Raw genomic sequence first — 17,593 nt, forward strand, 5'->3', positions numbered from 1 at the left:
CCTTGATCCTAACGTCGCTGACTAGCGGGTTGGTAAGGAAGCTGAGGCGTTGTAACTCCAGCTTGCGCACACTCTTTCGAGCGAATAGACATCCACTCGTCGTACTTAGCGCGGTTTGACGCTTTGCCATATGCGTCTCCGGTAAGATCAGCCATTGCGCACCGATCCATCTGGTCCTTAGATTCATCGTACTTTTGCGCAAAATGTCGCGCATCGGATTCCGGTCCATAGTTCCAAAACGCCAGCGCTGCAATCGCCACTAACGCGAGTAGTGCGAACGAGATCATATTGTTTTTCGACAGCATAGATTTCCTAAGTATCGTTCATACAATCGGGGAAGCGCTGTTCCAAAGCAGTTCATACGCGCCAATTTTCAGGTCTGCCGTTTCGTCCGCTTTTATAATTTCTGCAGGCGATCGCTTAGCGAAATCTTTTAGCGACTGCGTCAGGGTCCACGCGAACTTTTCATCGATGAAGATTGCCCTGTCATGGAGTGTGCGCGCCGGAGAAAGGCGAACACTGAGCGGTCGAGTCTGCGCATACTGAGTTGTCCATTTAACTGATGCTGGCCGCAACGTGGGCTTGCACGCTGTTTCATCAGCAAGCAATCTGAGTGTCACCCCGTCCGGTACCGCGAGTCCAAATTCAGTAAGCGCTGTCTCGTCCATGTACGGGTCCACAATAAAAACATCCCTTTTCGCGGTTTGGAAGATCTTGGACAGTGCTGCATAGGCATCAAAACTGCTGCCGACCGGGATAAAAGAGCCGGCCGCTGCACTTGGGACTTTCAGTTCGCAGTGCGCCAGAGCTCTATGTAAAATGGTAAAGACCTGTTCGAGTCCATTGCTATAGACACCTGCTGGTATATTCTTGACCGCCGTGGTGTACTCGATTGCATCCATTCCTGTTGCTACTCCGACCTCAGTAACCAGAGCATGGCCTCTTGCGAGCCATTGCTGGCCTGCTGGCGTCGAGAACTGCTTACGGTCATTGATATCAGGCGCTGTTTCGAGAAGGCGTCCAAGTTGTGTGTAAAGGTACTGGTAATCCTTGCTCATCAATTGTTTTCCTATTTCATTACGATATTACTTCAGCCGATTCTTGAACCAATAGATGTCCAACAGCACCCATGTTCCATCTATGTTCTTCTGAATTACGCAACTAAAATCGGAGCGTAACATCGCACCGTAGCTATTTTGGGAGTCCACCCAAGAAATCGAATCCCAAACATTCGGTTTTCCCTTCCAGCGTTTATCTGTGGAAAGCTGAGCAGCTGCCTCTGCAACTGGCTCAAACCTCGCGGTCGCCGGCGACTTCAACTCGCGAAGTGCGAAGTCCTGACACGCCGCTTTAGCTGCTTGGTGATCATCCGCCCATGCCGTCGACGCGATTAGTAAGAGCAGAAGGACGACGAGCGGTCGTGCCTGATTCATATAGATTTTCCTATTTAGTCTTCTGCGAACGCCGCTCTATCTTAAACATCAAAATAGCATTTGCAACCTTCACCGAAAATATTGCGTAGCCTATCGCCAGACCTGCCACCGATAGCCAAAATTTCAGAGCACTCAAATTCGTTGGTTCGACGCTAGCAACATGCAGCAGGTATGTGCCTAAAACCGCACCTACGAGAGTTCCCAAAGCGTCCAAAACTGCCTTTGCAAATGCGCTCACAATTATCCTACTAGGTAGGATTGTTGAAGGGCTTGCGTTGGTCGCTGCCTGGCAACTGAACTTTAAACGGCACCTTTTTAGCATCCAACATCACCTGTACCGCTTGCCACTCCAGATCGGACAGAAGGCATTCGAATACATGCTCTCGGCCGGGAGTCGGGCCGCCGGCTCCGATTAGAGCATACGGCTGATAGTCCAGAGCGACGGCATAGGGTAGCTCTAAAGCGATTAGCGACATGGCTTTTCCTTATAAACCGTTTATACGGTATTTTCCGGTTACAGCCGCTTCGGCTCCATACGAATTTGCTCAAGCGGCGACTTAACCACATTGCGCAGTATTCGCGCCTGGCGGCGAGCTTCTAATTCATCGGCGGCACCAGGTACTCCAAAGCGCACCTTTTGACGGAGTAGCTTTATTTGCTTGAGATCTTCACGAGATTTCAACATTGCTTTCCGTTGTTCAGTCATTTTCTTGCTCATGGTTTTCCTATTCATCCCTTGATTGCAAAAATCCGGAGAAGTCCAGTGATAAATCGCTGTGGATAAATTTACCGGTGACCCGTACCTCAGATTGAGTGTGGTCTTCCACGGTGAATTCGACTCTCGCTCGAGCGTCGACTTTTAACGCACTGCCGTCCTCGCATGTTAACCCTATCCAGGGCGAACGATAACTACGGCCCGACAACAATTCCGCAACGCCCAACAAGCGGGTTGTCAACTGGCCTGGTGCTGTACTGACCAAATCGAAAAGAACCGTGTGAGAATCGATGAAATCAAACCGGCTTACAACCGATCCAGTTCGGAGGGTTTCGTACGAAATCGCCCCGCGATATCGCAACTGTTTTTGAGCCATATTTATCCTCGCTAGCCAACATCGCGCTGGCCATCTCAATGCATCAAGCCCATCAATGCGGGCCGTGGGTGCTGCTGTGTACAGATTTTCCTATTGGTGCAAACTACCGTGCACATCCGGGTTGTAACTCGGCCTCAACCCGGCATCCTTTGCAGCCGTGAACTGCTTCAGCATTCGTTTGTAGCGCAAAAGCTGGAGGTAGGCTTGAGAGAATTTATCGAAGCCGTGTCCCAGCTCATCGACATCGCGCTTGCGCCCTCAATACCAGCCTGCAAGTGCAGCTTGCGGAAGAGCTGGCTGAGGCTGTCGCACGAATAGCTGATCGCACCCGTTCCGGTACGCCTTGGCGTCAATTTGTACGGCTCGCCTTCGTCAGTTAGAAAAATCGGGGCGTCTGGGTCCAAACTTCTGTACGCAGTTTTCCTAGAAGAAGACTTTTTTGGTGACTTCCCATTCTCGCTTTAATAGTTCTCGTCCCAGCCTAACCGAGTTGTCGGCGAGAGCACGCCAGCTGGTACCTGGCAAAGCACCGGGATCCAGCAACTTCCACAAGCTGGTCAGAAATTCTTTGTCATCATCTTCAAATTTGTTTTTGCGAGGATTTATTCGCAATTCGATTCGATGTAGGATGATTCTTGCCTCGTTAGACAACTTCTCCGAAGCAGGGGCCAGTTGCTGGCGTTTGTCATGAGGAGCTTCGTTAAGTTCGTTTCGTGCAGTCATCCAACGATCCGCCGCGCCAATGTAGGCAGCGATATCGGCGCGTAATTCGTTGATCCATTCCTGCCTGAACTCAGAAATCTTTGTCCTGCGCGTCAACCATGCCGCGACGATTGCGCCCAGCCCTATCGCAACCCCGCTCCAAATTGCAAGTGAAAGCACATTGTTCATATTCATTTTCCGAGGACGTTCAACCAAGTTTCTTCTTATCGTTGTCGGAATAATCCCAAGAGTATGGGATACCAATTTCATCCAAGTCCGTAGCTAGTAGCTGTAACTTATCTTCAGACAGCGGTACGACAACATCAGGAGTGGAATCTTGTGGTGAGACAGTGGAAGTGATCAGGGTGCCGTCTGACATCACGCCGATGTGGATGGATACATCCCCATACTCCAGCTTGATTGGAAGACCTTCGCCTGGAGGAACCGATTTTCCACGTGGAAGGTTTTCGACAGCAGCGACAAGTTCGTCCTGCGACTTGCCGTAGATTACGAGGCTGCGCATATTTTGAGTTGCCATTTTTTATCCGCTTCAAAGCGGCCTTTCAATTCGCTGGCTTCCGGCCAGCACGGTACGCCAAGCGGCGCGGGATTTTACTCGTTAAAGCGGCCCCGCATAGAGCGGCTGATTGTCACTTATGAGAGCCAACGCTTTTGCAGCCTTGCAGCCGCCTTCGGTTGTGATGTAACACAAGGTTAGCAGATGCAAATACCGCGATTCACGGCGCGGTTCTAACAGGTGCTGCTTTAAGCTCGTTTCAATGGCATCGACTGCGCTTTGCGCGTCAGCGCCTCTCATGTCGAGCCGGTAGCGAAGCATGAACTTGCGCATGTGCATTCCTATTCATCAGCGGTCATGATAGGGATGACCACGCAAATCACGGCGATAGCTGCAAGCACGAGACCGGGAATCATAGCCGCTCGCTCAGACCAGCCAAGCTTGGCGCCGAGAGCGGTGACAAATACACCTACAACGACGGCAAGGACAAAACAGACTAGTGACCGCCGCTCCCAAACTTTCTCGTTTTCGCGCGTCATGATTTTCCTTGGGTCCGGGGTTAGCAAGGATTGGCCGGCTTGCGCGGCATCGGAACCATGAAAATCAGGTAACCGTCTGCCGTATAGGTGGCCACCTCCGCTTGCGGTTCACAACCAGACATGTTCATGTCTTCGCATCCCTTATAGATGCTCCAGGAAGTTTCGAACTCGATCTCGACTTGTGTTGGGTAATCTGGATCGATACTGACTGTTTCGATATCCACGGAATGGATATCCGCCCGATCATCATTGTGCTCGACGAGTAAAGCATGGGCGACCTCTTTTAATTTCATGCCACTGCCCTGGCGAAGCAAAGCCTTAATCTGCTCATCTCCAAGGCTAGGGCCGACATAAACCTTCAATTCACGCATCGCTTATTTTCCTTGAGGGTCAGCCAGGCAGTTCCGTCTCCGCAAATTCGAGCGTACCGGCCAGCATTTCTGCGAATGCGATGCGGTATTCGCCGGAGGCAGGCCAAACGTGCTTCACACGCTCGGAACCAGGTACTTCCTGCTCCCAAATGAAGTTCATATGCACCATGTTTTGCGAGTTCGGGATACTAGCGCTGAAATCCGGCGTGATATTCAAAGCCGCGCCTTTTGGGGCAATAAAGAACCCGGCTTGGATAGAAAATTCCGCTGGCCAGTCCAGATTGCTCACAGGCTTGGGACCGGGAATAACAGCCGAGGCTGCGCCGCTACGACCATTAAAGCCGAGGTGTCGAAACTGTAATTTCATGGTAATCCTATTTTGGTCGGCAGCGCGCCGACCTTCTTAATCCCAATGCCAGCTCTTGGCTGGCATCGGTCCTACTATTGGCGTTTTTCCGAGTCAAGTACGCTTATTCGGAGGAAATCCAATGGGTGCCTTCTCGGTGTGCCCGCAGTGCTTGCAAACGTAGGTCAAGTTGGTTGAGGAATCTCGATCTTCACCGTCACCATATTCGTGATCGTAATCCTTTCCGCACGTTCCTATTTTCAAAATCTCTTTAACTATCGACATATATGATCTCCTTGTCCGACACCACTGGAGCCGGCCTGTCAGTTAGCTGGCTGCCGGCCAGCACGGTGCGCGGGGTAGCGCTATGTTTTCCGAGGGTTAGTCTGCGCCACCAACGGGGCCATAGACCTCGCCGACCAATTCCTCGTCGTCCGGTGCCCCAGGTCCACGTTCGTCTGGACGCCACGTCGGGTTCAGTTGCTTACCCCGATTACCCTGTGCCTTGTCATAAGTGACATTGGTTCCTGGAGAACCAATATTCGCGTTCGCCATATCGGACTCGTTCTTGTTGCTATAAATCTCGCCGAGCAATTTTGTGAGGTCCATACGTTCTTTCACCTTACGGCTGCCGGCCGTCTCGGGGTGCTATTGCCACCTGTTAATTTTCCGAGTTAGTTGTCGTTCAAAACTGGCACGCTCACGCCGCCTAAAGTTCAACTCTCCAGCGGCAGCGCTCATGGCCGCGATGAAGTTGGCCTCCGTCGCGCCATGCGTTGCAATGTCTGGATTGGATTGCACCACGGTGAGCGATGCTAGTTACAGTTTTTGAAGCACATCCAAGGAGGGCACGAAGAGTCCACAACCACCGCAGCGGTTTTCGTAGTCCTTCTCAGTCAAAATTGGGTCGCCCATATTTTCCTGATTGATGCTGGGCCACCTTGCGGAAGCCATTTATAGGATTCGGTTTCAAGTCTTAGCCCGAAACCGTCGCCTTGCCAATGAAGTGTTTCCAAATAGAAAGAAGAATTTTATATTATTTGTAATGTATTGAATCTCACCAAATATCACAACACGTCGGCGAATGCTTCACGAAGTTGTGCAGGAGATACGTCCAGATACGGGTCGACGTGGTCCAGCTCGGCATGGCCCAACATCAACTGCACGGTGCTCAGCTCGACGCCGTTGGCTAAGAGCCGTGACGCCATAGTGCGCCGACCACTATGCGAAGTACCGCCCTTGATCCCGGCATCCCGGTACAACTTCGTTACGTGCGCTTGCAGGGCATCGCAGGCTGCGTAATCGACTTGCTGGCCAGCCTGATTGATTCGGCGCTTGGTGTTCATGGAGTAGCGATAGCCCTTGAAGGTGAGCACCAGCGCGCTATCTGGCCGCAGACCACGATACCGCTTCGGATCCTCGCTCATACGCAAGCGCCGCTCGACGCGCAGCGCGAGGTAGTCATCTATCGCGGCGACCAGATCGCGGTTTGTGGGATAGATGCAGCGCTGCCGCAGCCCCTTCGTGATGCTTGCCCGGAGCGATACCTCTGACCGGATCGCCCCGGATGGAAACAGCACGTCGCCGACCTCGATCTGAGCGATTTCGGACACACGCATCCCTGTGTGGATGCCCAGCAGTAGGACAAGAACATCGCGCTCTGGATCTCGGCTGGTGGCTTTGGTGACACGGAGAAGGTGCCGGTATTGGCCCGACTTCAAGACTGCGGCTTGCGGCATGGTGGTCCTCTGAATAGGGTTGAAAACGGCTTTATTCAGAGTGAGAACCCGTCAGGCTCTTTTTCGAGTGTAGCACCGCATGAACCCTCGCGTCCTCGGAAAAGCTAGTCGCGCCTATTTCCGAAACAGTCGCATTAATTTCGGATAGTCACATCTGAGGCTGCAATCGGCAGGCGTAAGCCGCCGCTCGGAGTACGCCTCGCATCAGAACATGCCATTTTTAGGTGGCGGTTTGGCATGCGAATCACTGGCGGGTCTGCGACGCTAAACGGTGGTGACCGCGAAGAACAATCCGATGCATTGACGGAGCTTCAAGAGTTTGGAAGTCTTGACTTAGGCGCGGCCGCTTTGCGGTCTCCAACGGAGTTGCCTACCTTGGCTGCGAGTCGCACGCTAGGAATTTCTCAGGCTAACGCCATGATGGAATCAAGGCCGACTTGTATGGTGGGCATTGTGGGCCTGCCGGGTGCCGGAAAGACGGCATGTCTTGTCAGCGCATATTTGTTGTTAGCCAAGGGGCAATTCGAGGGGTTCAGTTTTGCGGATAGCGATACTCTACGTGCCTTCGAGCACATTTCTCGAGGCAGTCGCATGTGGGTGAAAGGCAATCCGAGCCCGTTTCATAAGCTTAAGTGACACTTTCCCGATTTCGTGTTGGAGCTGAGTGTAACCCAGATGTTGGAACCTGAAATTTGGGAACACTTTTGGGAACACTCCAGCCCAGCTAGGCATATCTCAGATCATCAATTTCCGACAATATGGGCGAAAAGTCGGCTATAAGCGGGCTGGAAGCCCTGGTGGGGCAAGTTCGAAACTTGCACTTCCCACCAAGAATTCTAAGTGAAATCAATCACTTACCGCGAAAGCCGATCTTTAAACAGATCGGCTTTTTTGTTGAGTGTAATTTTCCAGTGTAATTTAATTTTCCCCTAACAACTGCGAGAGCTTATCCAGAGCGGCGCGTTGAGCGTCGACCTGGAGGTGCGCGTAGCGCTGCTTCGATTGCCCATTAGCGTGGCCGAGGATCTTGCTGATAGTGTACCCGCGTCGTACTGATAGCGGCGATCGTACTCGACTGTCATGTCGATAAAGTGCCACGCGTCGCGGCGCGTCTTCTCGCTGTAACCCGTTACCCATCGGCCGTAGGCGTAGAGGTCTCGCGCGCCCAGATAGATGAGTAGCACATCGGACCGGCCTGCGGTCGCTGTCAGGTGTAATCACGCTGATCCAGGTGACGGGGCCGGTTGCCAGCATCCTTTGCCTAATTTTGGCTCAGGAGTGTCTACAATAATCGTGGCGATTCAACCGAAACTTCGGATCATCGGATCAGTCTGCGATAAGTAGCTCAATACCGGCATTGACTAGACCATCCCGGTATTCGTCACTGATGCGTGCGTCGGTGATGACAGTATGCACGCGGTTGAGTTGAATGATGCGGTGCAGGCTGACGCAGCCGAACTTTGAGGCATCTGTCAACACGATGACTTTCCTGGCGCGTTCCACCATCTTGTGATTCAGGGTCGCTTCAGCCTCGTGGTGGGTGGTCACGCCAAACTGCAGGTCGAAGCCGTCAACGCCGAGAAAGAGCTTGTCGAAGCTATAGGCTTGCAGGCAGGCTTCCGCCTGCAGTCCCTGTAGCGAGAGCGATTGCTTGCGCAGCAAGCCGCCGGTAAGGATCAAGTCAACGCCGGGCGCTTCTGCCAACTCCCACGCGATGTTCAGTCCGTTCGTCATCACCGTGACATTTTCCGCGTCGCGAAGGTGGCGCGCCAGCGTTATGGTGGTGGTGCCAGAATCGATGATGACGTTGTCACCGGGCTTTACCATGGTTGCGGCAAGCGCGCCGATACGCTCCTTCTGGTCATGGTTGATAGCATCTCTCTGCGGAATCGCGTGCTCGGTCGGCGGCGTCCGGGCCGCAGTGGCACCCCCATGGCTGCGAATTGCCAGCCCCTGCGACTCAAGCTTGCAGAGGTCGCTGCGGATCGTTACTGCGGAGACACCCAATTGCCTGACCAGTTCATTGACTTGCACCGAGCCGTGCTCGGTGAGTGCTTTCATTATCATAGCGCGGCGATGACCGGTCTTTGCCATGGTTGGGCGATATTCTTTAACAAAACAGCATCTTAACAGATGTGGTACGAGCCCAATGCAGTACAGCTCTTCCAGGTAGATTGCGTGGTAGGTAACAAATAACGAAAAGAAAAATACTTTCGAATACTTTCTTTATTTGTCGTTTTTTACGCATATTTTGCCTATCGGCGAAAATTCATGTGAAAATCCTCACAGTCACCCAATTTTTTGCTTCTCAATTCGATTCTGCCTAGCCATTGTTTCCTTTTGGCATATGTTTCGACAATGAGGGTTTGAGTACAACAAGGAGATATGTATGCCATACAGGCGGTTCAGCAACATTACGCGTCATCGATCTGCGATGATAAACAGCCTCGTCACGGCGGCACTGCTCGTGTTCGCCATGCCGACTGTCACCCACGCGGGCACAGATCCGCTGGCGGCAGCGGGGCGGTGGGAAGGCAATACGACTGGCGGCGCCCGGACGCCGCCGATGGGCTGGAATAGCTGGAACGCGTTCCGCACGGAAGTCGACGAGGGCAAGGTGATGGGCGCGGCAGGCGTGCTGGTCGATAGCGGCATGGCCCGGCTCGGCTACAACCACGTCAATATCGACGACGGCTGGTGGCTCAAACGCCGCCAGAGCGACGGGCGCTTGCAGATTCGCACCAATATATTCCCGTCGGCAGCGACCGGGGGGGCGGCCGGCAGCAGTTTCAAGCCCTTTACCGACAAGCTCCACGCGATGGGCCTGAAAGCCGGCATCTACACCGACATCGGCCGTAATGCTTGTTCGCAAGCCTACGATCTGCATTCCCCCAATCTGCCGCAGGGCACAACGGCAGAGCGAGAAGTGGGGCTCGATGGGCATGTTACGCAAGATATCAATTTGTATTTCAAGGAGTGGGGTTTCGATTACATCAAGATCGACGCTTGCGGACTTGCCGATTTCACACCCGGCTCCAAGCTGGTGAAAGATCAGGATTATCGTGCGCTGGCGCCGCTGATTGATCGCAGCGCCATCAGTCGCACCGACATCAACGCGGTGCGCGGCCGCTACGAGGCAGTCGCAGCGGCACTCAAGGCGGCCAGGCCCGCCAACGACTATGTGCTGTCGATCTGCGCGTGGGGCATGGCAAATGTTCGCTCCTGGGGCAAAGACGTCGGCAACCTGTGGCGCACCAGCAGTGATATCACGCCGAGCTGGACCAGCATGCTGCATAACTTTGACAGCGCGGCGAAACGAGCGCTGTACGCCGGCCCCGGCCATTGGAACGACCCGGACATACTGCATATCGGCCACGGCGAGTTTGATGCGGACCATCTGGTCGAGGCCCGCTCGCACTTCAGCTTATGGGCGATGATCAATGCGCCGCTGCTGGTCAGTTATGATCTGCGCAACGGCCCGCCGGCGCTGCTGGAGGTGCTGCGCAATGAAGAGCTGATACGGGTCAACCAGGACCCGGCCGGGCATCAGGGCATCGTCACGTACGACTCCGACGACGCGCAAATCATTGTCAAGACGTTCGGCGACGGCAAGCGCAAGGCGGTGGCGTTGTTCAACCGTGGTGCGGCGCCGGTGCCGGTCATTTTGCTGGCCAGGCACCTGAAGCTGGCGGACGGCGCGCCGATCGTCCTCAGGGATCTCTGGTCGAAGAAAACCCTGACATTCACTGGCGAGCAAGCATTCACGCTGGCGCCGCATGAGACGCTGGTGTTTGAAGCGACCGGCAAGCGCCTGCTTGAGAGTGGACTCTACCTTTCGGAAATGCCCGGCGCAGTGAATATCGCTGTCGACGGCACCCGGCGCCCGGAACTCGATCCCACCATCCACCGCATGATCGATCCCTGGAGCCTCACGCGCTCTGCCGGATCACGGGCGCAATACGCCGGCTGGGGCGGTGCACAGGCCGACGCGACGCCGTTCGGTCAAACTTTGCAGATCGCCGGGCAAGCCTTCGATTCGGGCATCGGCGTGCTGTCGAATTCCCGTATTCAGGTCATGAACGCGCCAGCCCATGGGCAGCTGAAGGCAAGCGTGGGCGTCGATGATACGGCCGTAGAGGCAGGCCGGGCGGTGCGTTTTTACGTCTACGGCGATGGCAAGCTGCTAGCCCAAAGTCCGCAGATGACATTGGGTAGCAGGGCGCAACAGATCACGGCAAACATCAAAGGCAGCAAGGTCATCGAACTGGTGGTGCGCGAGGTGAAAGCGGGAAGTGCCACGCCTGTGGTGGCAACATGGGGCGACGTGCGCCTGGTCAGCGACGCCGCCGCGCGCTGACGCCGCCCGGCAGTAAAGAAGGCGCTGGGCGACTGTTCATGCGAAACCGTTTTTCTGAATAACTTTCGAATGAAAGTTAAAAGCCAGTCAGATCACAAAAAAACAACATGTAAATACGAAAAACGTAAGATTTAAACGCTGGCGTAAGGTTTCGATATAGACTTAATAACGCTTCAACCATAGACAACGATCCACGGGCTTTCGATTTATTCGAACGCATTAGCCAGGGGTTTTGGATACTCCAATATGAAAATATCCGAAAGTTCGAAAACCCATCAGCGGGATGCCGGCTTTGTGCGAGACGGGTTATCGCACCGGCCGACCTTCTCGGTTACTGCAGTGCTTGTGCTTCACCAATAACTTATAAAAGGAACCGTTTCATGAGAGAGCTGCAACGCCGTCCGCGCACTAAATATCCCCAACTTGTGCTGCATCCGCTGACCTCGGCCTGCTTGCTTGCGCTAGCTACTTTCGCTACGCCGACACGTGCCCAAGATGATCTAGCCACGGCAGATGGCGAGCAAGTTTCCAAGGTGGTCGTCACCGGCACGCGTGCAAGCTTGAAGGAGGCCTTGGCGCTCAAGCGCAATTCCGCTGTGGTGCAGGATAGTATTAGTGCGACCGAGCTCGGCCGTTTCCCCGATAACAACGTGGCGGACTCGCTGAGCCACATTACCGGCGTTTCGGTCAGCCGTACTGCCGGCGGCGAGGGGCAAAAGGTCAGCATCCGCGGACTGGGTCCGGATTATACGATTACGACGTTCAATGGCCGCTTGCTGGGCACCGACAGCGCGGGCCGCTACTTTGCTTACGACGTGTTGCCGGCTGACGTCATCAGCGGCGCCGACGTTGTCAAGTCGACCCAGGCGCAGCTGATCGAGGGTGCCATCGGCGGTTTGGTGAACCTGCGCTCCGCCAGCCCGTTCGACCAGAAAGGCCAGCACGGCCTGATGCGTGTGGAGGCCGACCGCAACCAGCTGAGCAGCCTGAACGGCAAAAAGCTGTCAGGCACTTACAGCAATACCTTCAATGACCAGGTTGGCGTGCTGCTCGGCGTGGTGTACGCCAAGCGCGATGTCCGCACTGATACGGCCGGCAACGATGGCGGCTGGTCTCGCAACCCTATTCCAAGCGACCCAAGCCAGTTCTGGGAGTATGGCAATACCTGGGGCGGCGCCATCGATCCCAATGGCAACGGCATACTCGACCGCAACGAAGAAGGCCTGATCGGGCCGGGACAGTTCCGCTTCGGCTCCATCATGGAGAAAAAGGAGCGCATGGCGCTCTCCGGCAAGGTGGAGTGGCGTCCCAGCAGCGACGTAAAGATTGTGGTCGACGGTTTCAAAACTCGGCTGGACTCGCCCCAGGTCGGCTACCAGCTTTCGTTCTATCCGCTGTACTCGCCGGGCCGCTGGTCCGATATGAAGGTCAACAACGGCGTGGTGACCGACCTGACCTTGTCCAATCCAGACCCTGAGATGCGGCTCAATCCCGAGGTGCTGAATAAGACCGAGTATCGCGTGGTGGACACTGCGATGTACGGCGCCAAGGGGGATTGGAAGATTTCGCCCACGTTGAAAGTGACAGGCGACGTCTATCTGTCCACGTCAAAACGCAACTCCGGCGGTAAAGACAGCTATGTCGTGCTGCGGATGAATCAGCCCAACGTAACGCGTGTCCAGCTCACCGGCGCTGCCGTGCCCGACGTCAAGACCACCCTGGCCGACGGCCGCGACCTGCAAAGCGGCCTGGCTCAGGGCCTGTTCAAAGACAGCGACTTCAATACCCACTTCTACAGCCGGGCGGGCGATAACATCGACGATCGTATCGGCGGTGCAAGCGCGAATGCCGAATGGAAGCTGGACCGTTTCAATATCGATCAGTTGAAGTTCGGCCTTGGCCAGACCAATCGCAAGAAAAAACGCGACATGATCAACAACGCGTTCAACGCCGGCCAGGATCACTATTCCGGCGAGAACGCGATCAATGTGGGCGCCCTCGGCGGTAACGTGATCAACCAGACGTTTAGCCCGAGCGGCTTCCTGTCTGACGTGAGCGGCAACTTCCCGCGCAGCTTCCTGGGTTTTGATGTCGACAGCTACGCGCAGGCGTTGAAGTCCTACGACGGCAAGCCACGCCCTGGGGGCGGCGTCTACAGTTCGGCCTTGTCTGCGCCCGCCTGGAATCCATTGGAAAGCTATCGCGTAACCGAAAAGACCACTACCGCATTTGTGCAGGCCGATCTGGCCGGCGATAGATGGAATGCCGACGTCGGCGTGCGCCTTGTGAACACCAAGACCACGGCGCAGGCTTGGGACGCGAAGATAAACGACATCATACAGAACGGCGCGTTCAACTTCACCGCCGTCTACGCCGATCCGTCCGTCGTGCAGCAGGATGCCAGCTACACCTTCGGGCTGCCGTCGGCTAACTTCAGCTACCAGATTACAGACACCCTGCAGCTGCGATTGGGCGCCGCCAAGACGATGGCGCGACCGTCAGTGGACAAACTTGCGCCGTCGAGCACCACAGCCAGCATATCGTGGGGCGACTTTACGCAGATTTACGGCGGCAATGCCGAGCTCAAGCCGTACACCGCGCGCCAGGCTGACATCTCGCTTGAGTGGTATTACGCCAAGAACTCTGCACTAACTTTTGCTGTCTACCAAAAAAACATCAAGAACCAGATTACCACCCTGTGGCTGACTGGACAGGACATTGGGGCCCCCGGCGGCCGTCTGTTCAACGTTCAGCGTCCTATCAACGGCGACAGTGCCAAGGCGCGCGGTATGGAGATCGGCCTGCAGCACCTGTTTGATAACGGCTTCGGCGTGCGAGCGCAGTACACGCGCAATCTGTCGAGCAGCTGGGTTAACGGCGTCGAACGCCCGCTGGAAGGCATCGCGCCAGCAACCGCGTCGGTGGGCTTGCTATACGAGCGCGGTCCATGGAGCATGAGCACCACGGCCGACTATACCGATGCCTTTGTCACCGCCACCAATGTGATCGGCTCCGGCTTCAACGAGACCGCCAACGCCATGACCTGGCTGACAGCTCAGTTCGCGTATGAGGTGAACAAATCGCTGCGCATCAGCATCGAAGGCAATAACCTCACCGATGCTGTGCAGAAGCCCAAGCTGGGCAACGGCTCCATCAGTCTTCCCAACGGCTACTATCGCTACGGCCGTTCCATCACCCTGGGGGCAAGCCTGAAGTTCTGATGCCTGCCGGAGCGATTACCGCAGGGGCCAGTTTCTGATCAGCTCTTACTGCGCAACCGTCACCGGCTTTCTTGCGAAATTGTTGTACTCTCCTTGGCCGCCAGCTATTCGGGCGGCCTTTTTTTCTGGGAGCTTCAGGGCGATCCCAACGCCATCTGGGCTGTTTCAAGCTATGCTGCCAGAAACAGACTGAAAACCAAACATGGATACACAATGAGACACATAAAACTCTTCTTGCTTACCACATTACTTGGACTGACTGCCTGCAGCCAATTGTCGCATCGCGCTCCGGTGTCATCCGGGTTATCAGTCTCGCGAACCGGCTTCGGTACATTGTCGAATGGTGCCGATGTGGATGCCGTCACATTAAAAAACGCCCATGGGATGTCGGTCACACTGATCTCGTTTGGAGCGACAGTGCAAAGTCTGCGTTTTCCTGACAAACATGGCAGCGTCGCCGACTTGGCCGTGGGTTATGACACATTGGCCGGTTACGAAACCACACCTGGCTTTACGAATGTTACCGTTGGCCGTTACGCCAACCGCATCGCCAACGGCAATTTAGTGCTGGACGGTCAGAAATACGCATTGTCGCTGAGCGAGCCGCGCAACACGCTGCATGGTGGCAGCATCGGCTGGGACAAGCGCAACTGGACGGTAAAAACAGTGGAGCAGACTGCGGACAAGGTGTCGGTCACATTTACGCTGACCTCGCCGGATGGCGACCAAGGATTCCCCGGCACTGTCGTAGCGGATGTGAAGTATGAGCTTGATAATAATAACGATCTGTCGGTCAGCTACGGCGCCACTACCGATAAGCCCACGGTGGTCAACCTGACCTATCACAGCATGCTTAACCTGTCGGGCATTCCTGCCAAGAACCTTGCCACGGATGCGGAGTTGACGATCGAATCGGACGCCTTTCTGCCGGTGAACGAGGTGCTGATTCCCACCGGTCAGCCGTTGCCGGTGGCTGGCACGCCGTTCGACTTCCGCACTCCCGCCGGCGTTACCCAACGCGCCCGCGCCACGCACCCGCAGCTTGCACTGGCCAATGGCGGCATCGACCATAACTACATCATTCGCGGAGGCAAAACAGCGACGCCAAAGCCCGCCGTCACTTTCGAGGATCGCCAGTCCGGCCGAGGACTGAAAATCGCGACCACCGAGCCGGGCATGCAGGTGTACACCGGCAACTTCCTTGATGGCAAAATCGTTGGCAAGGCGGGGCAGCGCCTGACCAAGTACCAGTCCATTAGCTTCGAGGCGCAAGGCTATCCCGATAGCCCGAACCAGCCGGCATACCCGTCCACACGCCTTGACCCGGGCCAGGCTTACGCCCAGACCACCGTGTTTCATTTCTACCTGCTGCCCTGACGCTGCGCGTTGCAGAACGCGAAATACTGTGCCAGACCTGCCAGCCATTCCGCCATGTTGGCGCTGCGTGAGCGCCGCACGGCGTACGCCGGTTCGGTGATTTCCGCGCGCACGTAGCGGCGGTGTTTCTTGCGTTGCGTTAGCGTCTCGCATCCTGGCGCGCGATGACCTGATGTCAGGCCGGCTGGTGCGGACTTTTCGGTGACGGGATATCCGACCACCTTGTTCTTCGACGCCAATGGCACGCTGGTATATCAACACATGGGGCCGCTTTCGGAGGCGGCGCTGCTAAGCCGGTTGGAAAGCGTGTTCCAAGCGGTGGCTGCCGACTACCGCACGCTTTCCATGGATTCCACGGTGTCGAAAATATGCGCCAGCGCGCTTTCCATGGCGTCGGCAGTGGCGTCGCCGCTCTGGTTGGTGATGATGAAGACGCCCAGCTGATATTTAGGAACGACATAGGCGTAGCTTTGTGCGCGCGGTACGCCGCCATGGTGCACATAATGCGTGTCCAACTGGCGATTGGTGCCAATGTTCCAGAAATAGCCAATGCTGAAGTCGTCCTGAAAGCGTACCAGCGGCTGGTGCGATTCGATCACGGCGGGTTTGCTGCTCAATTGCAGGCGCAGGTACTTGGCCATGTCCGGCATTGTCGACTTCAGGTTACCGGCAGCACCCCAGGGCAGTGGTGGCATCGGTGTCGTGATGACGGGGTTGTCGCTGTGGTAGCCGGGCGCTAGCCGGCCAGCGTCCTTGGCGGTGATTCTCAGCTTGGTATCTTGCATGCCGGCTTCGCGCGCAACAAATTGCGTGAGCAGGACTTCATACGGCATTCCGTAGATTTTTTCGAGCGTGTGCGCAATCAGTTCGGTGCCGGCGCTTGAATAGGCGTAGTCCTTGCCAAGCGGACCTTTGATGCTGACTGTGTGCAGGTCCTGCCAGAATTGCGGCTGTCCGTAGTTGGCGTAGGCCGCATTGAGCTTTGCAGGCGTGGTGTGGGCGGTGAAATCGTTTAAAACCGTGTTCACCTGCAATGGCAGCATGCCTGGCATATTGCTGGTGTGGGTGACCAAATGGCGGAGGCGAATTGGCTGTCCCTGCGACTGCAGGTTCGGGTAATCGGCGGCCAGGTACTTTTGGATGGGATCGTCGAGCGCCGCCTTCCCGTCCAGCACGGCATTCGCCAGGAGCAGGCCAGCAAAAGTCTTGCTGACCGAGCCGATTTCATAAAGCGTAGTGTCGTTCGGCGGATTGGCTTTGCCGGTTTCCAGCTCGCCTTGATGCAGAATGAATTGCTGGTCGCGATACACCACAGCAATCGAGGTCGCGTGTAGCAGTTTCGATTGCAGCAGGGTGGTCGCGGTTTGGCGCATAGCGGCCGGAATGTCTTGCGCGGTTGCGGTGGCTGCCGGCTTGCAGGCCGCCAGCCCGAGTGTCATTGCCGTTATGGTTGCAGCGAATTTTGTCATCACGCGCACTAAGCAGCTACTATGTTAATGCTTGGGGGCAGGTTCGGCGATGGTGATGACGCCCAGCAGGGACTCGCCAGCGACATATTGCGCATGCAGTTCCTCGAAGGTATAGGATTCCTCGTATTTGTAGCGAATGCAGGCGGCATTCAGAAGGCGCCAGGCACTACGCAATGCATTTGCCTTGCCGCCCATGTTGAACGTGCCGATCCACGCCAGCGAGGCAGTGCCGACAAAGGCAACCACCCTGATCGATCCCGTCAGCGCTGCATCCGTTCCGACAAAGGTGGCAACAAACAGCGAGCAGGACACACTTAATGCTCCCAGCAGCGCATACAGACGCGTGAGCCGCACTGCCATGCGGTCCCATTCGTGCAGTGCGACTTTCATCTCTTCAGGTATCGATCGATTGTGCGGCTCGGTCATCGTAC

General features: G+C 55.6%; 20 protein-coding genes. 4 read left to right on the forward strand and 16 right to left on the reverse strand.

Annotation, left to right across the window (positions count from 1 at the left end; translation table 11 throughout):
* Positions 1–323 precede the first annotated feature (323 nt).
* From BLS51_RS20230 to BLS51_RS20290, 12 genes are all read right to left on the reverse strand, one after another.
* Positions 324–1,058, reverse strand: coding sequence for a phospholipase D-like domain-containing protein (locus BLS51_RS20230; protein ID WP_090187406.1), 735 nt, complete (start codon positions 1,056–1,058; stop codon positions 324–326).
* Between the two features lie 27 nt (positions 1,059–1,085).
* Positions 1,086–1,433 carry a hypothetical protein gene (locus BLS51_RS20235; protein ID WP_090187409.1) on the reverse strand — a complete coding sequence of 116 codons (348 nt, stop codon included), beginning with the start codon at positions 1,431–1,433 and terminating at the stop codon, positions 1,086–1,088.
* 248 nt (positions 1,434–1,681) lie between these two features.
* Positions 1,682–1,909 carry a hypothetical protein gene (locus BLS51_RS20240; protein WP_090187412.1) on the reverse strand — a complete coding sequence of 76 codons (228 nt, stop codon included), beginning with the start codon at positions 1,907–1,909 and terminating at the stop codon, positions 1,682–1,684.
* A 38-nt stretch (positions 1,910–1,947) separates the two neighbouring features.
* On the reverse strand, positions 1,948–2,151 hold the full coding sequence (locus BLS51_RS20245) for a hypothetical protein (RefSeq protein WP_090187414.1): 204 nt from the start codon (positions 2,149–2,151) through the stop codon (positions 1,948–1,950).
* Between the two features lie 796 nt (positions 2,152–2,947).
* Positions 2,948–3,415, reverse strand: coding sequence for a hypothetical protein (locus BLS51_RS20255; RefSeq protein ID WP_090187417.1), 468 nt, complete (start codon positions 3,413–3,415; stop codon positions 2,948–2,950).
* Between the two features lie 19 nt (positions 3,416–3,434).
* Positions 3,435–3,764: a hypothetical protein gene (locus BLS51_RS20260; protein WP_090187420.1), complete on the reverse strand. Its 330-nt coding sequence runs from the start codon at positions 3,762–3,764 to the stop codon at positions 3,435–3,437.
* Between the two features lie 81 nt (positions 3,765–3,845).
* Entirely contained in the window at positions 3,846–4,076 is a 231-nt protein-coding gene (locus tag BLS51_RS20265) for a hypothetical protein (protein WP_139168742.1), read from the reverse strand.
* Positions 4,077–4,084: 8 nt separating this feature from the next.
* Positions 4,085–4,282, reverse strand: a complete 198-nt coding sequence (locus BLS51_RS20270) for a hypothetical protein (RefSeq protein ID WP_090187426.1) — start codon at positions 4,280–4,282, stop codon at positions 4,085–4,087.
* Between the two features lie 20 nt (positions 4,283–4,302).
* Entirely contained in the window at positions 4,303–4,653 is a 351-nt protein-coding gene (locus BLS51_RS20275) for a hypothetical protein (RefSeq protein ID WP_090187429.1), read from the reverse strand.
* A gap of 19 nt (positions 4,654–4,672) precedes the next feature.
* Positions 4,673–5,020: a hypothetical protein gene (locus tag BLS51_RS29510; RefSeq protein ID WP_139168743.1), complete on the reverse strand. Its 348-nt coding sequence runs from the start codon at positions 5,018–5,020 to the stop codon at positions 4,673–4,675.
* Positions 5,021–5,380: 360 nt separating this feature from the next.
* Positions 5,381–5,608, reverse strand: coding sequence for a hypothetical protein (locus tag BLS51_RS20285; protein ID WP_090187436.1), 228 nt, complete (start codon positions 5,606–5,608; stop codon positions 5,381–5,383).
* A gap of 458 nt (positions 5,609–6,066) precedes the next feature.
* Positions 6,067–6,738 (reverse strand): tyrosine-type recombinase/integrase, encoded by a 672-nt coding sequence (locus BLS51_RS20290; RefSeq protein ID WP_090187439.1) that lies wholly within the window; start codon positions 6,736–6,738, stop codon positions 6,067–6,069.
* Positions 6,739–7,179: 441 nt separating this feature from the next.
* On the opposite strand from BLS51_RS20290, the gene BLS51_RS30640 reads away from it, so the two are divergent.
* Complete coding sequence (locus BLS51_RS30640; protein WP_373994352.1) at positions 7,180–7,374, forward strand: TRAFAC clade GTPase domain-containing protein; 195 nt, start codon at positions 7,180–7,182, stop codon at positions 7,372–7,374.
* Positions 7,375–8,064: 690 nt separating this feature from the next.
* On the opposite strand, the gene agaR is transcribed toward BLS51_RS30640, so the two are convergent.
* A complete protein-coding gene (gene agaR / locus BLS51_RS20305) occupies positions 8,065–8,832 on the reverse strand; it encodes a transcriptional repressor AgaR (RefSeq protein WP_090187450.1) in 768 nt (255 codons plus the stop codon).
* A 340-nt stretch (positions 8,833–9,172) separates the two neighbouring features.
* Between agaR and BLS51_RS20310 the strand changes: the two genes are divergently transcribed.
* The 3 genes from BLS51_RS20310 (at position 9,173) to BLS51_RS20320 (ending at position 15,693) form a co-directional block, all read left to right on the forward strand.
* Positions 9,173–11,095 carry an NPCBM/NEW2 domain-containing protein gene (locus BLS51_RS20310; RefSeq protein WP_090187453.1) on the forward strand — a complete coding sequence of 641 codons (1,923 nt, stop codon included), beginning with the start codon at positions 9,173–9,175 and terminating at the stop codon, positions 11,093–11,095.
* Positions 11,096–11,475: 380 nt separating this feature from the next.
* Complete coding sequence (locus BLS51_RS20315; protein WP_090187456.1) at positions 11,476–14,316, forward strand: TonB-dependent receptor; 2,841 nt, start codon at positions 11,476–11,478, stop codon at positions 14,314–14,316.
* Between the two features lie 213 nt (positions 14,317–14,529).
* Complete coding sequence (locus tag BLS51_RS20320; protein WP_090187460.1) at positions 14,530–15,693, forward strand: aldose epimerase family protein; 1,164 nt, start codon at positions 14,530–14,532, stop codon at positions 15,691–15,693.
* On the opposite strand, the gene BLS51_RS20325 is transcribed toward BLS51_RS20320, so the two are convergent.
* From BLS51_RS20325 to BLS51_RS20335, 3 genes are all read right to left on the reverse strand, one after another.
* Positions 15,678–15,938 carry a hypothetical protein gene (locus BLS51_RS20325; protein WP_139168744.1) on the reverse strand — a complete coding sequence of 87 codons (261 nt, stop codon included), beginning with the start codon at positions 15,936–15,938 and terminating at the stop codon, positions 15,678–15,680. The two genes, BLS51_RS20320 and BLS51_RS20325, sit on opposite strands and share 16 nt — an antisense overlap.
* 84 nt (positions 15,939–16,022) lie before the next feature.
* Entirely contained in the window at positions 16,023–17,132 is a 1,110-nt protein-coding gene (locus tag BLS51_RS20330; protein ID WP_217636471.1) for a serine hydrolase domain-containing protein, read from the reverse strand.
* A gap of 54 nt (positions 17,133–17,186) precedes the next feature.
* Entirely contained in the window at positions 17,187–17,588 is a 402-nt protein-coding gene (locus BLS51_RS20335; protein ID WP_090187469.1) for a hypothetical protein, read from the reverse strand.
* Positions 17,589–17,593 lie beyond the last annotated feature (5 nt).

The organism is Duganella sp. OV510 (assembly GCF_900100205.1).
Lineage (GTDB): Bacteria > Pseudomonadota > Gammaproteobacteria > Burkholderiales > Burkholderiaceae_D > Rugamonas.

What these genes read in the sequence shown, in the direction of transcription:
- agaR (WP_090187450.1), bottom strand. Translation starts at nt 8,832, where the DNA reads ATGGCAAAGACCGGTCATCGCCGCGCTATGATAATGAAAGCACTCACC.
- BLS51_RS30640 (WP_373994352.1), top strand. Translation starts at nt 7,180, where the DNA reads ATGGTGGGCATTGTGGGCCTGCCGGGTGCCGGAAAGACGGCATGTCTT.
- BLS51_RS20240 (WP_090187412.1), bottom strand. Translation starts at nt 1,909, where the DNA reads ATGTCGCTAATCGCTTTAGAGCTACCCTATGCCGTCGCTCTGGACTAT.
- BLS51_RS20270 (WP_090187426.1), bottom strand. Translation starts at nt 4,282, where the DNA reads ATGACGCGCGAAAACGAGAAAGTTTGGGAGCGGCGGTCACTAGTCTGT.
- BLS51_RS20285 (WP_090187436.1), bottom strand. Translation starts at nt 5,608, where the DNA reads ATGGACCTCACAAAATTGCTCGGCGAGATTTATAGCAACAAGAACGAG.
- BLS51_RS20335 (WP_090187469.1), bottom strand. Translation starts at nt 17,588, where the DNA reads ATGACCGAGCCGCACAATCGATCGATACCTGAAGAGATGAAAGTCGCA.
- BLS51_RS20255 (WP_090187417.1), bottom strand. Translation starts at nt 3,415, where the DNA reads ATGAACAATGTGCTTTCACTTGCAATTTGGAGCGGGGTTGCGATAGGG.
- BLS51_RS29510 (WP_139168743.1), bottom strand. Translation starts at nt 5,020, where the DNA reads ATGAAATTACAGTTTCGACACCTCGGCTTTAATGGTCGTAGCGGCGCA.
- BLS51_RS20265 (WP_139168742.1), bottom strand. Translation starts at nt 4,076, where the DNA reads ATGCGCAAGTTCATGCTTCGCTACCGGCTCGACATGAGAGGCGCTGAC.
- BLS51_RS20230 (WP_090187406.1), bottom strand. Translation starts at nt 1,058, where the DNA reads ATGAGCAAGGATTACCAGTACCTTTACACACAACTTGGACGCCTTCTC.
- BLS51_RS20245 (WP_090187414.1), bottom strand. Translation starts at nt 2,151, where the DNA reads ATGAGCAAGAAAATGACTGAACAACGGAAAGCAATGTTGAAATCTCGT.
- BLS51_RS20320 (WP_090187460.1), top strand. Translation starts at nt 14,530, where the DNA reads ATGAGACACATAAAACTCTTCTTGCTTACCACATTACTTGGACTGACT.
- BLS51_RS20290 (WP_090187439.1), bottom strand. Translation starts at nt 6,738, where the DNA reads ATGCCGCAAGCCGCAGTCTTGAAGTCGGGCCAATACCGGCACCTTCTC.
- BLS51_RS20310 (WP_090187453.1), top strand. Translation starts at nt 9,173, where the DNA reads ATGATAAACAGCCTCGTCACGGCGGCACTGCTCGTGTTCGCCATGCCG.
- BLS51_RS20330 (WP_217636471.1), bottom strand. Translation starts at nt 17,132, where the DNA reads ATGACACTCGGGCTGGCGGCCTGCAAGCCGGCAGCCACCGCAACCGCG.
- BLS51_RS20260 (WP_090187420.1), bottom strand. Translation starts at nt 3,764, where the DNA reads ATGGCAACTCAAAATATGCGCAGCCTCGTAATCTACGGCAAGTCGCAG.
- BLS51_RS20275 (WP_090187429.1), bottom strand. Translation starts at nt 4,653, where the DNA reads ATGCGTGAATTGAAGGTTTATGTCGGCCCTAGCCTTGGAGATGAGCAG.
- BLS51_RS20315 (WP_090187456.1), top strand. Translation starts at nt 11,476, where the DNA reads ATGAGAGAGCTGCAACGCCGTCCGCGCACTAAATATCCCCAACTTGTG.
- BLS51_RS20235 (WP_090187409.1), bottom strand. Translation starts at nt 1,433, where the DNA reads ATGAATCAGGCACGACCGCTCGTCGTCCTTCTGCTCTTACTAATCGCG.